This is a genomic window from Dactylosporangium aurantiacum, assembly GCF_000716715.1.
GTDB classification, from domain to species: Bacteria; Actinomycetota; Actinomycetes; order Mycobacteriales; family Micromonosporaceae; genus Dactylosporangium; species Dactylosporangium aurantiacum.
In genome coordinates, this window is sequence record NZ_JNYJ01000034.1 from 32,944 (window position 1) to 46,335 (window position 13,392).

General features: G+C 72.0%; 11 protein-coding genes and 12 tRNA genes. 20 read left to right on the forward strand and 3 right to left on the reverse strand.

What is annotated here, in order from left to right; translation table 11 throughout:
- The first annotated feature begins 422 nt into the window (after positions 1-422).
- The gene (locus OP18_RS32330) at positions 423-2,900 is read left to right on the forward strand and encodes a glycogen/starch/alpha-glucan phosphorylase (RefSeq protein WP_033362913.1); all 2,478 of its coding nucleotides are present in this window, start codon (positions 423-425) and stop codon (positions 2,898-2,900) included.
- 51 nt (positions 2,901-2,951) lie between these two features.
- On the opposite strand, the gene OP18_RS32335 is transcribed toward OP18_RS32330, so the two are convergent.
- Positions 2,952-3,863 (reverse strand): 5'-3' exonuclease, encoded by a 912-nt coding sequence (locus OP18_RS32335; RefSeq protein WP_033362914.1) that lies wholly within the window; start codon positions 3,861-3,863, stop codon positions 2,952-2,954.
- A 57-nt stretch (positions 3,864-3,920) separates the two neighbouring features.
- Entirely contained in the window at positions 3,921-4,868 is a 948-nt protein-coding gene (locus OP18_RS32340; protein WP_033362915.1) for a sensor histidine kinase, read from the reverse strand.
- A 162-nt stretch (positions 4,869-5,030) separates the two neighbouring features.
- Between OP18_RS32340 and OP18_RS32345 the strand changes: the two genes are divergently transcribed.
- From OP18_RS32345 to OP18_RS32355, 3 genes are read left to right on the forward strand one after another with little or no spacing between them, the layout of a single operon-like run.
- A complete protein-coding gene (locus tag OP18_RS32345; protein WP_033362916.1) occupies positions 5,031-6,125 on the forward strand; it encodes a M24 family metallopeptidase in 1,095 nt (364 codons plus the stop codon).
- Positions 6,122-7,249, forward strand: a complete 1,128-nt coding sequence (locus OP18_RS32350) for an acyl-CoA dehydrogenase family protein (RefSeq protein WP_033362917.1) — start codon at positions 6,122-6,124, stop codon at positions 7,247-7,249. Before OP18_RS32345 ends, OP18_RS32350 begins: the two co-directional genes overlap by 4 nt.
- A gap of 46 nt (positions 7,250-7,295) precedes the next feature.
- Positions 7,296-7,736, forward strand: coding sequence for an Lrp/AsnC family transcriptional regulator (locus OP18_RS32355; protein ID WP_033362918.1), 441 nt, complete (start codon positions 7,296-7,298; stop codon positions 7,734-7,736).
- On the opposite strand, the gene OP18_RS32360 is transcribed toward OP18_RS32355, so the two are convergent.
- On the reverse strand, positions 7,733-8,428 hold the full coding sequence (locus tag OP18_RS32360) for an HAD family hydrolase (protein ID WP_033362956.1): 696 nt from the start codon (positions 8,426-8,428) through the stop codon (positions 7,733-7,735). The genes OP18_RS32355 and OP18_RS32360 overlap by 4 nt on opposite strands.
- Before the next feature lie 37 nt (positions 8,429-8,465).
- On the opposite strand from OP18_RS32360, the gene OP18_RS32365 reads away from it, so the two are divergent.
- The 16 genes from OP18_RS32365 (at position 8,466) to OP18_RS32440 (ending at position 13,380) form a co-directional block, all read left to right on the forward strand.
- A complete protein-coding gene (locus OP18_RS32365; RefSeq protein WP_033362919.1) occupies positions 8,466-9,038 on the forward strand; it encodes a histidine phosphatase family protein in 573 nt (190 codons plus the stop codon).
- A gap of 391 nt (positions 9,039-9,429) precedes the next feature.
- A tRNA-Glu gene (locus tag OP18_RS32370) sits at positions 9,430-9,503 on the forward strand.
- Between the two features lie 640 nt (positions 9,504-10,143).
- A tRNA-Gly gene (locus OP18_RS32380) sits at positions 10,144-10,218 on the forward strand.
- Between the two features lie 92 nt (positions 10,219-10,310).
- Positions 10,311-10,385: transfer RNA gene (locus tag OP18_RS32385), tRNA-Gly, on the forward strand.
- 42 nt (positions 10,386-10,427) lie between these two features.
- Positions 10,428-10,500 (forward strand) — tRNA-Gln (locus OP18_RS32390).
- A 25-nt stretch (positions 10,501-10,525) separates the two neighbouring features.
- Positions 10,526-10,598, forward strand: a tRNA-Leu gene (locus OP18_RS32395).
- Positions 10,599-10,613: 15 nt separating this feature from the next.
- Positions 10,614-10,686 (forward strand) — tRNA-Arg (locus tag OP18_RS32400).
- Between the two features lie 12 nt (positions 10,687-10,698).
- A tRNA-Met gene (locus OP18_RS32405) sits at positions 10,699-10,775 on the forward strand.
- Between the two features lie 24 nt (positions 10,776-10,799).
- Positions 10,800-10,875 (forward strand) — tRNA-Glu (locus OP18_RS32410).
- Between the two features lie 9 nt (positions 10,876-10,884).
- A tRNA-Asn gene (locus OP18_RS32415) sits at positions 10,885-10,956 on the forward strand.
- 14 nt (positions 10,957-10,970) lie between these two features.
- Positions 10,971-11,053 (forward strand) — tRNA-Tyr (locus OP18_RS57805).
- A 10-nt stretch (positions 11,054-11,063) separates the two neighbouring features.
- Positions 11,064-11,137: transfer RNA gene (locus OP18_RS32420), tRNA-Arg, on the forward strand.
- A 12-nt stretch (positions 11,138-11,149) separates the two neighbouring features.
- Positions 11,150-11,220, forward strand: a tRNA-Cys gene (locus OP18_RS32425).
- A 109-nt stretch (positions 11,221-11,329) separates the two neighbouring features.
- A complete protein-coding gene (locus OP18_RS32430) occupies positions 11,330-11,746 on the forward strand; it encodes a YciI family protein (protein ID WP_033362920.1) in 417 nt (138 codons plus the stop codon).
- Between the two features lie 4 nt (positions 11,747-11,750).
- Positions 11,751-12,962, forward strand: a complete 1,212-nt coding sequence (locus OP18_RS32435) for an RNA polymerase sigma factor (RefSeq protein WP_033362921.1) — start codon at positions 11,751-11,753, stop codon at positions 12,960-12,962.
- A gap of 10 nt (positions 12,963-12,972) precedes the next feature.
- Positions 12,973-13,380 carry a DUF1801 domain-containing protein gene (locus tag OP18_RS32440; protein WP_033362958.1) on the forward strand — a complete coding sequence of 136 codons (408 nt, stop codon included), beginning with the start codon at positions 12,973-12,975 and terminating at the stop codon, positions 13,378-13,380.
- Positions 13,381-13,392: the final 12 nt, after the last annotated feature.

Here is a 13,392-nt window from a genome sequence, read left to right on the forward strand (position 1 = left end):
CCGGCCGCTGCCATCGACTCCGGCCGCTGCCATTGACTCCGGCCGCTGCCATCGACTCCGGCCGCTGCCGTTGGTCTCAGTGCCGGGCCCGCTGCTGTCCGGCCTCTGCGTCCGGCCGACCCGAGGCGGTGCCAGGTTCGCGCTGCCGGCCCCTGGCGTTGGGGGGTGCGAGGGTGTCCGCCCGGCTCCGGTGCGGCGCCCAGGCGCGTTCACGGGCCTCGCCGGTGGGGTTCGGGCGGGTCGCCCGGGGTCGCCTTGCCGCAGGGCGTCGCGACGGGCCTGGGGGAGGTCCCGGGTGGATGGCGCCGGCCTCGGTGAGTGAGCGTCGGGGCGGGGACCGTCGGGGCTGGTGGGTGGGGGGATGGTGATGAGATCTGGGAAGACGTTCGGTGTTGGGTGATCGCGTGGCGGATACTGGGGGAGTGACCGAGGCCCGGCACCGACCCAGGCGCACCGTCGGAGATTCGCTCGAGGACTTCGAGCGGGACCTGATCTCCAACCTCTACTACCAGCGTGGCACGACGATCGAGTCGGCCAGTGGCCCCGACGGGTACCACACCTTGGCCGTGACCGTGCGGGACCGGCTGGTGGACCGGTACGCGCGCACGGCGGCGGCGCACTACGCGGCCAATCCGAGGTTCGTGTACTACCTGTCGGCGGAGTACCTGCTGGGGCGGCAGCTGCGGCAGAACCTGCTGTACACGGACACGGAACGCTGGGTCAGGCCGATCGCCGAGGACCTCGGGGTGTCCCTCGAAGCGCTCGAGGTGTACGACGTGGAGCCCGGCCTGGGCAACGGCGGGCTCGGCCGGCTGGCGGCGTGCCTGCTGGACTCCCTCGCGACGCTGGACATCCCGGCGGTGGGGTACGGCATCCGGTACGAGTTCGGCATCTTCAAGCAGACGTTCCGCGACGGCCGGCAGGTCGAGCGGCCCGACGACTGGACGTTCTACGGCAACCCGTGGGAGTTCCCGGCGCCCGACGACCGGCAGCTGGTCGGGTTCTACGGGGCCACCCAGCCGGACCCGCGGGACCCGGGCGGGCTGCGGCGCGTGTGGGTGCCGGGGGAGACGGTGCGGGGCGAGCCGCGGCACATGCTCGTGCCCGGGTACGGCACACAGACGGTGAACATCATCCGGCTGTGGCAGGCGCGGGCCAGCCGCGAGTCGTTCGACCTGGCGCGGTTCGGCGTCGGGCAGTACGTGGAGGCCGTCGACGACATCGTCAGGGCCGAGAACATCAGCAAGGTGCTCTACCCCGACGACAGCACCGAGCCGGGCCGGGAGCTGCGGCTCAAGCAGCAGTACTTCCTCGTGGCGTGCTCGTTGCGCGACATCATCCGGCGGTACAGGCTGCGCAACAGCGGCTGGGAGCACTTCGCCGACAAGGTGGTGATCCAGCTCAACGACACGCACCCGGTCATGGCGGTCACCGAGCTGATGCGGCTGCTGGTCGACGAGCACGGGGTGGGCTGGGACGAGGCGTGGGACATCACCCGGCGCACCTTCAACTACACCTGCCACACGCTGCTGCCCGAGGCGCTGGAGACGTGGCCGGTGCGGCTGCTGGAGCGGCTCCTGCCCCGGCACATGGAGATCATCTACGCGATCAACCACTTCTTCCTGGAGGAGGTGCGGGCGGCGTACCCGGGCGACACGGACATGCCGCGCCGCATGTCGATCATCCAGGAGGGCGATGAGCGGCGGGTCCGGATGGCGCACCTCGCGGTCATCGGCAGCACCGCCGTCAACGGGGTCGCCGAACTGCAGACGAAGCTGCTCGCCGAGACGACGCTGCACGACTTCGCGGTGCTGTGGCCGGAGCGGTTCCACAACGTCACCAACGGGGTCACGCCGCGGCGGTTCCTGCGCATGGCCAACCCACGGCTGTCGGAGCTGATCACCGGCGCGCTCGGCGACGAGGGGTGGCTCACGGACCTGGAGCGGCTGCACGGGCTCGGCACGCACGCCGACGACCCCGACTTCCGCGCCGCGTGGCGGGCCGTCAAACGGCAGAACAAGGGCGATCTGGCCGCCGCCGTCGAACGCGCCACCGGGGTCCTGATCGACCCCGACGCGCTCGCCGACGTGATGATCAAGCGGTTCCACGAGTACAAGCGGCAGCAGCTGAAACTGCTGCACGTGATCACGATGATGAACCGGATCCGGGCCGACCCGCAGGCCACCTACGTGCCGCGGACGGTGCTGTTCGGCGGGAAGGCGGCTCCCGGGTACCTCGCGATGAAACAGCTCATCGAGCTGGTCAACGCGGTCGCCGGCGTGGTCAACACGGACCCGGTGCTCGCCCGGCACCTGCGGGTGGTGTTCCCGCCGGACTACAACGTGACGAAGGCGCAGTTCGTCATCCCGGCCGCCGACCTGTCCGAGCAGATCTCCCTGGCCGGCAAGGAGGCGTCCGGGACGGGCAACATGAAGCTCGCCCTCAACGGCGCCCTCACCATCGGTACGCTCGACGGCGCCAACATCGAGATCCGTGACCGGGTCGGCGCCGACAACTTCTTCCTGTTCGGCATGGACGCGCAGGCCGCGGCCGACCTGCGGCGGTCCGGCTACTCGCCGCGCGCGTACTACGAGGCCGACTTCGAGCTGCGCCTCGCCGTCGACACGATCGCCTCGGGCGCGTTCGCGAAGGGCGACCGTGACGCGTTCGCCCCGGTGGTCGACGCGATGCTGCACCGCGACGAGTACATGGCCCTCGCCGACTACCGCGCCTACGTCGACTGCCAGGACACCGTCGAGCAGGCGTGGCTGGACACCGAGCGGTGGACCAGGATGTCGATCCTGAACACCGCCCGGTGCGGGTTCTTCTCCTCCGACCGCACGGTGCGCGAGTACTGCGAGCGGATCTGGAAGGTCGACCCGGTGCGCGTCAACCCGTAGCGCGCCGGCGGCCCGGCGCCGCCCGGTTCAGGCGGCGGTTCAGGCGGCGGTTCAGGCGGCGGCCAGGGCGTCGACGATGCGTTTCGTGGCGCCCGCGAGGCCCCAGCGTTCGGCGAGGGCGAGCAGCGCGTCCGGGTCGGCGGGCGACGTCGGCAGCTTCGTGTCCAGGTCGCCGAGCGGGATGGTGCGGGCCACCGCGACCACGTCGCGGGCGGCGGTCAGGTACTCGCGGCCGGCGGCGATCTTCGTGCGCAGGCCGGGGGCGAAGCCTGACGCGGGGTCGTCGAGGGCGGCGAGGATGCCGTCGAGGTTGCCGTACCGCTCGACGAGCCGCGCGGCGGTCTTCTCCCCGACGCCGGCGACGCCGGGCAGCCCGTCGGACGGGTCGCCGCGCAGCGCCGCGAGGTCGGCGTAGCCGGCGGCGGGCACCCCGTACTTGGCGCGCAGCGCGGCGTCGTCCAGCACCTCGAGCTTGGCGACGCCGCGGCCGCAGTACAGCACGGTGACGGCACGGTCGTCGTCGATGAGCTGGAACAGGTCGCGGTCGCCGGTGGCCACCTCGACCGGGCCCGGCTCGCGCGTGGCGAGGGTGCCGATGACGTCGTCTGCCTCGTAGTCGGGCGCGCCGACGGCGGTGATGCCGAGCGCGGCGAGGAACTCCAGGATGATCGGGACCTGGACGGACAGGGCGTCGGGCACCTCCTCGCCGCCGGCGGGGGTGAGCCGGTGCGCCTTGTACGACGGCAGCAGCGCCACCCGCCACGCGGGGCGCCAGCTCTCGTCGAGGGCGCACACGAGGCGGTCCGGCCGGCGGCCCCGGACCAGGGTCGACAGCATGTCGAGGAAGCCGCGCACCGCGTTGACGGGGGTGCCGTCGGGGGCGAGGGCCGCCTTCTCGGGCACGCCGAAGAAGGCGCGGAAGTAGAGGCTGGCGGAGTCGACGAGCAGCAGGGGACGGGCCACCCGGCCAGCCTGCCATGAACCGGGCCGGGAGCGAAGCGACGCCCCGGGACCGCCGCCCTACCGCAGCACGTGCACGCGGGTCGTGGTGCCGGTCTGGCTGGTGTGCCGCTGCACCAGGTCGGCGAGGTAGTGCACCATGACGAGCCCGCGGCCGCCGCCGTCGGGGGCGCGCAGCCGGCCGGCCATCACGTCGGTGACGTGGCCGAAGTCGCGGACCTCGCAGACCACCCGCACGTCGTCGTGCCAGGTGCGCAGGGTGCCGGAGCCGCCGGCGTGCATGACGCTGTTGGTGGCCAGCTCGTTGACCGCGCTCTGCAGGTCGCTGATGCGGTCCGGCGGCAGGTCCGCCTCGAGGCCGACCTCGGCGACCGCCCGGCGGACCTTGACCAGGTCGTCGACCTCGAAGCGCAGCGTGGAGGCGCCGAGCGGCGGCTCGGACAGCGGCAGGTTGTAGGCGTCGGTGATGCCGTAGGGGTCGTAGCCGTCGCTGGGGAACCGGGCGCCCTGCTCGATCATCACCGGGTGGGTCGCGTAGGAGTCCTTGACCATGTGCGGGTGCAGGCGGTCGGTGTCGTACGGGCACAGGATCGACGCCGCGCGCCCCGCGAACGCCACGTTGATCATCGCCTCGTGCTGGACGCAGGCGGGGTACTCCTCGTCGGAGCGCTCACGCCAGATCGGCTCGCCGACCACGCGGACCCGGTGGCCGGGGTGCTCGTCCATGAACCTGGACAGCAGCCACGGGATGATCCGACCCGGGTTGCGGCCGGCCTCCGTGATGTCGTGGAACGTGACGGTCTCGGCGAACGCGCCGAGGCGCTCGCGGATCAGCCGCATGTTGGCCGGCGGCACGGCGACCGCGACGGGCTCGCCGATCCAGATGCCGGCGTAGATGAACTTCATCGTGCCGTCGAGGTAGCTCGCCTGGTCGTGGTACAGCAACGCCTCATGGACGAACGGCTCGGTGAACCGGTCGCCGGGCGCGTGCGCGCTGCGGTGACTCATGAGATGCGCTGCTCATCCCGATTCGGCTACAGCTCGGGTCCTGGCCTCGTACCCGCGCGTCGATTGCAGACTACGCCCAAGGCGTGCGCGTCTGCAGCCGTCCGTCGGTATCGACCATCGCGCGGTCGACCCGGGACCCAAACGAACGTTAAGCTTGCCTGCGTGTCCCAGAAGGAACAGCGACTCCGTGCCGCGCAGCTCGCCGCCACCGCGGCCGGGCTCGACGCGCTGCTCATCCCGCCCAGTGCCGACCTGCAGTATCTCACGGGCTACGACGCGCACGCCCTGGAGCGGCTCACCCTGCTCGTGCTGCCCGCCGACGGTGAGCCGACCCTGATCGTGCCCCGCCTGGAGCGGCCCGCGGCCGAGGCCGCCGACCCCCGCGGCGTGCGCATCGTCGACCACGTCGACGGCAGCGACCCCTACGAGCTGGTCACCGCCGCGCTCGGCGGGAAGCCCGAGGCCGTCGGCCTGGGCAACCGGATGTGGGCCGAGCAGGTGCTCGCCCTGCGCGCCGCGCTGCCCGGCGCCGAGCAGCGCCTCGCCGGCGCCGTGCTGGCCGCGCTGCGGCTGCGCAAGTCACCCGACGAGGTGGCGGCGCTGCGCCGCGCCGGGCAGGCCATCGACGCCGTGCACGCGCAGATGGGCCAGTGGCTGCGCGCCGGGCGCACCGAGAACGAGGTCGCCGCCGACATCGCGGCCGCGATCCGCGCCGCCGGCCACGCCACCGTCGAGTTCACCATCGTCGCCGCCGGGCCCAACGGCGCCAGCCCCCACCACGGCACCTCGGACCGGGTCATCGCCGCCGGCGAGCCGGTCGTGGTCGACATCGGCGGCCGCATGCCCGACGGGTACTGCTCCGACGCCACCCGCACCTACTGCGTGGGCGAGCCGCCCGCCGAGTTCGCCGACTACTACCAGGTGCTGCTGGAGGCGCAGCGCGCCGCCGTCGCCGCCGTGCGCCCGGGCGTCACCGCCGCGTCCGTCGACGCCGCCGCCCGCGACCTGATCGCCGCCGCCGGCTACGGCGACGCGTTCCTGCACCGCACCGGGCACGGCATCGGCCTGGACGGGCACGAGGAGCCGTACATCGTCGCCGGCAACGACACGCCGCTGGAGCCCGGCATGGCGTTCTCCATCGAACCCGGCATCTACCTCGCCGGCCGGCACGGCGCCCGCATCGAGGACATCGTCGTGTGCACCGCCGACGGCGCCGACCGGCTCAACACCCTGCCGACCGAGCTGGTGATCCTGTGAGCGTCGTTGAGCGGGTCTTGCCGACAGAAGAGGCCGCCGATCTCATCGGCCTGGTCCGCGAGATCGCCGACGGCGAGCTCGCCCCGCGCGTGGACGAGTTCGAGGCCCGCGCCCAGTTCCCCCGCGAGCTGTTCCGCCTGCTCGGCCGGGCGGGACTGCTCGGGCTGCCGTTCGACACCGAGTACGGTGGCGGCGGCCAGCCCTACGAGGTGTACCTGCAGGTGCTCGAGGAGCTCGCGACCCGCTGGCTCGCCGTCGCCGAGGGCGTCTCCGTGCACAGCCTCGCCTGCTACCCGACCGCCGCGTTCGGCACCGAGACGCAGCGCAAACGGCACCTGCCCGACATGCTCGGCGGTGAGCTGCTCGGCGCGTACTGCCTGTCCGAGCCGCACAGCGGATCCGACGCCGCCGCGCTCAAGACGAAAGCCGAGCCCGACGCCGACGGGTACACGATCAACGGCACCAAGGCCTGGATCACCCACGCCGGCAAGGCCGACTTCTACAACGTCTTCTGCCGCACCCCCGAAGGCATCTCGTGCCTGCTGCTGGACGCCGGCACCCCGGGCCTGCTGCCGCAGGCGCCGGAGAAGACCATGGGGCTGCGCTCCTCCACCGTCGCGCAGATCGTCCTGGACGGCGCGCACGTGCCCGCGGACCGGCTCCTCGGCGAGCCCGGCGGCGGCTTCCGCATCGCGATGAGCGCCCTGGACGGCGGCCGCCTCGGCATCGCCGCCTGCGCCGTCGGCCTGGCCCAGGCCGCGCTCGACTACGCCGTCACGTACGCGAAGGACCGCGAGCAGTTCGGCCGGCCGATCATGGAGTTCCAGGGCGTCGGGTTCATGCTCGCCGACATGGCCACCCAGATCGCCGCCGCCCGGGCCCTGTACCTGGCCGCCGCCCGGCTGCGCGACGCCGGCCGCCCGCACAGCGCCGAGGCCGCCAAGGCGAAGCTGTTCTGCACCGACACCGCGATGCGCGTCACCACCGACGCCGTGCAGGTCCTCGGCGGCGCCGGTTACGTCGCCGACCATCCCGTCGAGCGGTACATGCGCGAGGCCAAGGTGCTGCAGATCTTCGAGGGCACCAACCAGATCCAACGCCTCGTGATCGCGCGGTCGCTCTGAGAACCGTGCCTGCGTCACGATCACCCCACAGGTTAGGGTTCGTGCCGTGGAAGAGACCGATCGCGCGATCGTCGCGGCACTGGCCGTGGACGGCCGCCTGTCCTACACCGACCTCGCCGAGCGGGTCGGGCTGTCGGTGTCGGCGGTGCACCAGCGGGTGCGCCGCCTCGAGCAGCGCGGCGTCATCAACGGCTACGCCGCGCGGCTCGACCACGACGCGATCGGCCTGCCGCTGACGGCGTTCGTGGCGATCCGCCCGCTCGACCCGTCGCAGCCCGACGACGCGCCCGACCGGCTGGCGAAGCTGCCGCAGATCGAGTCGTGCTACTCCGTCGCGGGCGAGGACTTCTACCTGCTGATGGTGCGGGTCGAGAGCCCGCTCGCGCTGGAGCGGCTGCTGCAGGAGATCCGGTCCGCGGCCAACGTCACCACGCGCACGACCGTGGTGCTGTCGACGCCGTACGAGCACCGTCCGCCGAAGATCTAACCCCGGCCGCGGGCGCGGGCGATCGCCGCGCCGACGCCCGCGGTGTCCGACAGATCGTGCAGCACCGCGTGCGCACCGGCGGCGCGCAGCTCGTCCGCGCCGTAGCGGCCCGTCGCCACCGCCACCACCCCGGCACCGGTGAGCAGCGCCGCCTCCACGTCCAGCGGGGTGTCACCCACCAGCACCGTGCGCCTGCCGTCGAAGTCGCGCTCGTACCGTCGCCGCGCCGCCGACCGGGCGATGCCGACGAGGTTCGCGCGCACGGCGTGGCTCCAGCCGTACGCGCCCGCGTCCAGGTCCAGGTGGTCGATCAGGCCGAACGGGCCGAGCTTCACCTCGGCGATCCGCCGCAGGTTGCCGGTCAGCACCGACTGCACCCCGGCCATGGTGCGCAACGCGTCCAGGGCGCCCGGCAGCGCCCGCCCGCGCACCGGCAGCAGGTGCGCCAGCTCCTCGAACGCCGTCTCCGCCGCGACCCGCAGCGCCTCCAGGTCCTCCTCGCCGGCCGGCGCGCCGTTGAGCCGCAGCACGTCGTGCGCGATCGCCCGGTCCGTGCGCCCCGCCATCGGCGGCCGGTGCGCGACCGGCCGGCCGAACCGGCGCAGGAACGCCAGCTCGTACGCCTCGCGACCCAGCCCATCGACGTCGACGAGTGTATGGTCAACATCCCAGAGCACCAGAACCTCGTCCACGGGACGCACTGTAGCGAAGCAGGGCAGAATGATGCGGATGGGCGACATCGTGGTGGTGCGGCACGGGCAGACCGAGTGGAGCGCCGGCGGGCGGCACACGTCGGTGACCGATCTCGACCTCACCCCGGAAGGTGAGGACCGCGCCCGCTCGCTGAGCCGCGCGTTCGTCACGGCGGCGTTCGTGGCCGTCGTCAGCAGCCCCCGCCGGCGCGCCCTGCGCACCGCCGAGCTGGCCGGCCTCACCGTCACCGCCGTCGACGCCGACGTCGTCGAGTGGGACTACGGCGAGTACGAGGGCCGCACCACCGCCGAGATCCGCGCCGAGCGACCCGGCTGGGACCTGTGGAGCGACGGGTGCCCGGGCGGCGAGTCCCCGCAGCACGTCACCGACCGCCTCGACCGGTTCCTGGCCCGCCTCGCCCCGATGCTCGTGCTCGGCGACGTCGCCGTCGTCAGCCACGGCCACGCCTCCCGCGCCCTCGCCTCCCGCTGGCTCGGCGAGCCGGTCACCTTCGGTGCGCGGCTCAGCCTCGACACCGCCACCCTGTCGGTCCTCGGCCACGAGCACGACCAGCCGTCGATCCGCACCTGGAACGCGCCGGTCCACTGAGCGCAATCGCGCCGCGGAATTCTTCGATTAATAGGGTTGTCGTCGTCGCGGCGGCGGCTTATCGTATTCATCAACACCGGATGAAACACGAAGTGACAGGAGACAGGCCATGAAGCGGCTCCCCTCGAACGCACCGCAGCGGCAGGCGCCGCTCGGCGGCGGGGAAGCCGTGCTCGAGGGCGGTCTCCGAGGTTATCGCGGATGTCGCCAGGAGCGACTTCTGGAGCACCAGGGCAGGTGGAGCGGCTAGCATCCCGCTGGCACGGCACCCCACCGCCCTTCCCGAACCGGGAACCGGGCGGTTTTTCTTTGCCCATTTCCCGCGATGAATGCTGTTCTTTGAAAACTCCACAGTGGATGACGTACGTCTATATGACGGTGCAATACAAAGCGCCCGTGAGGCTGAGGAAGGTAGACCACTGGACTCTCAATCCGGAAGACCGGGTTCAACCCCCGGACGGGCGACGACTCGTCGTACACCTGTACGATGGGGGCAAAGTCGGACGTGTTCGATGATCGGGAGCGGGTCGCGGCGGCCGTCGCGCAGGCTGGGAGCCGCCGGCAGGCGTTGCTCTTGCTGGGTCTCACGCCAGGGCGGAGCATGTACGCCCGACTCGCCGAGGCATACGCACGGCACAACCTGGCATTGCCGGCGCCAGTCGTCTCGTGGGATCCATCCGCTGCGATGAAGCGCTGCGTGGGATGTGGATCGGAGCTTCCGACGGGGGAGTTCGCGATCCGCCGCCGGAGCACGGGGCGCAGGCAGTCTCGGTGCCGGCCGTGTCAGGCCGAGCTTCGCCGTGACCACTACGAGCGAAACAAGCAGCGCCTTCTGTGGGAGGTCGCCGCCAGGAAGCGCGACGTCAAGATTCGAAACATGATGAGGATCGTTGCGTACCTGTCGGATCATCCATGCGTCGACTGCGGTGAGGCAGATCCGCTGGTGCTGGAGTTCGACCATGTCCGAGGTCACAAGACCGAGAACGTGACGGCGTTGGTGCACCTGGCTGACTGGTCACGCATCGCCGCCGAGATCGCGAAGTGTGTCGTTCGATGTGCCAACTGCCATCGCCGCAAGACGTTGGCGGGGCTCGGTTATCTGCGTGCGGTAGTCGTCCAACAGGTAGGACACCTGCCTTCCAAGCAGACCGTTGACGGGGTTCGAGTCCCCGCTACCGCTCCCCTGGAGGGGGTGCCGACAGAGCCGGGGGGACTGTCGGCACCCCGGTCCACCCCGGCGCCGGCGCAGGCGCCCGCACGAAGCACGTCCACGCGGTTGTAGCTCAGTCAGGTCAGAGCGTCGCCTTGCCATGGCGAAGGTCCCGGGTTCGAATCCCGGTTGCCGCTCAGTTCCTCAGGCCGGGCGGGCCATCACCCCGCCCGGCGCCTTGCAGGCTGGTGTAACCCGGCAACACACCCGGCTCTGGACCGGGGTCTGGGGGTTCGAATCCTCCGCCTGCAGCGCACGCCCCGGTCCGGGGCGCCACGCCCTCGTGGTCCAAAGGTAGAGGCACGGCGTTGAGGTCGTCGTAGTTGCGCGTTCGAATCGCGTCGAGGGCACGCACAGCACCACACGTCTTCGTAGCTCAGTGGAGAGAGCGCCAGGTTGCGGACCTGAAGGTCGCTGGTTCGAGTCCAGCCGAGGACACGCACGTTGCACTGCGGGGTGGAGGAGCTCGGTCGTCCTCGCCGGTCTCATACGCCGGAGCATCGTGGGTTCGAATCCCACCCCCGCGACTTCTTCTGGCACGGCAACGGCATGGCGCGGTGGACGAATTGGGAGAGTCGCCCGGCTTTCACCCGGGACACTGTGCGGGTTCGAGGCCCGTCCGCGCTGCAGCGTCGATCCGGCGTCGCCCAACGGCAGGGCACACGGCTGTTCACCGTCCAGGTCCCGGTTCGAATCCGGGCGCCGGAGCAACACCAGATCATGCGGGTGCGCCGACGTGGGAGAGTCGGGCCTGGCTGTAACCCAGGTGCAGCGCGCTCAGGGGGTTCGAATCCCTTCACCCGCACGCACGCGACGCCTTCGTAGCTCAGTGGAGCAGAGCACCAGGTTCCGATCCTGAAGGTCGCTGGTTCGAGTCCAGCCGGGGGCACGCACGAGACACGGTCGAATGCCCGAGAGGCAAGGGGGCCGCCTGCAAAGCGGTGGACGCCGGTTCGAATCCGGCTTCGGCCTCGGTCAGACGTACGTCATCCGCTGTGGAAGCATGTCGAGAACGCCTCGTCGGCTCCGTTCCCATGATGACCGCGCCGGACGGCGCGCGGCCTGACGTGAGGAGCCCGACATGGCCAAGTACCTGCTGATCGTGGACTACCGACCCGGCGTGGTGGAGACCCCGATGGAGCAGTGGGCGCCACAGGACATCGCGGCGCACATGGACTACTACACGGCGCTGCGGCACGAGCTGCTCGACAGCGGCGAGCTGGTGGACCAGCACGCGCTCACCGGGCCGGAGCGCGGCAAGGAGGTCACGTCCGACGGGGTCAACCCGCCGGTGGTGACCGACGGGCCGTTCGCCGAGTCCAAGGAGATGCTCGCCGGGTTCCAGCTGGTCGACGTCGAGTCCGAGGCGCGGGCGATCGAGATCGCGGCCAGGATCTCGCAGGTGCCCGGCCCTGGTGGGGTACCGCTGCAGCAGCCGATCGGCGTGCGCAGGGTGATGGACGCGGCCGACTTCGAGCTGCTGACCTCCGAGGTCTGAACCGTTGTCCGGCGCCGTCGAGGACCTGCTGCGCGAGCTGGCGCCGCAGGTCCTCGGCGTGCTCGCCCGGCGGTTCGGCGACTTCGACGCCGCCGAGGACGCCACCCAGGAGGCGCTGCTGGCCGCCGCCACGCACTGGCGGACCGTGCCGGACAACCCGCGGGGGTGGCTGATCCAGACCGGGTCGCGCAAGCTGCTCGACCAGCTGCGCGCCGACCGGGCCAGGCGGCGCCGTGAGGTGCTCGCCGTTGAGCCGCCGCCGGTCGTGTACGACCACGACGACACCCTCGTCGTGCTCTTCCTGTGCTGCCATCCGTCGCTGAGCGACGCGTCGGCGATCGCGCTGACGTTGCGCGCGGTCGGCGGCCTCACCACCGGTGAGATCGCCCGGGCGTTCCTGGTGCCGGAGGCGACGATGGGCCAGCGGATCAGCCGCGCGAAGCAGCGCCTGCGGGCCCTGGACGCGCCGCTGCGGATGCCGGACCGCGCGGCGTGGCCCGGGCGGCTGCGCTGCGTGCTGCACGTGCTGTACCTGATCTTCAACGAGGGGTACGCCAGCGGCACCGGCCCGCTCGTGCGCGCCGACCTGTCCGGCGAGGCGATCCGGCTGGCCCGGATGCTGCACGCGCTGCTGCCCGGCGACGGCGAGGTCGCCGGGCTGCTCGCGCTGATGCTGCTGACCGACGCCCGGCGGCCCGCCCGCGTCGACGCCGCCGGGGACCTGGTGCCGCTCGCCGAGCAGGACCGCGGCCGGTGGCTGCGGCCGTTGATCGCCGAGGGCACCGCGATCCTGGACGCGGCGTTCACGTCGGGCGCGGTCGGGCCGTTCCAGCTGCAGGCCGCGATCGCCGCGCTGCACGACCGCGCCGCGGGCGCGCCCGACACCGACTGGCCGCAGATCCTCGCGCTGTACGGGCTGCTCGAGCGCATGACCGCCAGTCCCGTCGTCGCGCTGAACGCGGCGGTGGCCGCGGCGATGGTGCACGGCCCGGCGGACGGGCTGCGCCGGCTGGCGGCCCTGGGCGGGCGCCTCGACGCCGGGCACCGCCTCGACGCCGTCCGCGCGCACCTGTACGAGCTCGCCGGGGACGCGGACGCGGCCGTGCGGCACTACCGGGCCGCGGCCGCGCACACCGCGAGCACGCCGGAGCGCCGGTACCTGACGACGCGGGCCGCCCGGCTCAACGACGGCGGAAGTGTCGTACCCCCGCCGTAGCGTGTGCGGCATGGCTGACACGAACCTGACCATCGCCGGCGACGGTGACGTCGGCGCGTTCGTCGACGGGGTCGCCGACGAGGGGCGCCGCGCCGACGCCCGGCATCTCGTCGCGCTCATGGGTGCCGTCACCGGGCAGCCCGCCGTCATGTGGGGCCGCGCCATCGTCGGCTTCGGGTCCCGGCACTACCGCTACGAGTCGGGCCGGGAGGGCGACACGCCGGCGGTCGGCTTCTCGCCGCGCAAGGCGCAGACGGTGCTGTATCTCAGCGGCGGCCTGGAGCTGTATCAGGACCTGCTGGACCGGCTCGGGCCGCACACCACGGGCAAGAGCTGCCTGTATCTCAAGCGGGTGGGCGACGCCGACGACGCCGTGCTGCGGGAGCTCATCGGCCGCTCGTTCCGCATGACCTTGTAACAAGGGGTTCAC

What these genes read in the sequence shown, in the direction of transcription:
- OP18_RS32340 (WP_033362915.1), bottom strand. Translation starts at nt 4,868, where the DNA reads ATGAGTCACCGCAGCGCGCACGCGCCCGGCGACCGGTTCACCGAGCCG.
- OP18_RS32440 (WP_033362958.1), top strand. Translation starts at nt 12,973, where the DNA reads ATGGCTGACACGAACCTGACCATCGCCGGCGACGGTGACGTCGGCGCG.
- OP18_RS32365 (WP_033362919.1), top strand. Translation starts at nt 8,466, where the DNA reads ATGGGCGACATCGTGGTGGTGCGGCACGGGCAGACCGAGTGGAGCGCC.
- OP18_RS32430 (WP_033362920.1), top strand. Translation starts at nt 11,330, where the DNA reads ATGGCCAAGTACCTGCTGATCGTGGACTACCGACCCGGCGTGGTGGAG.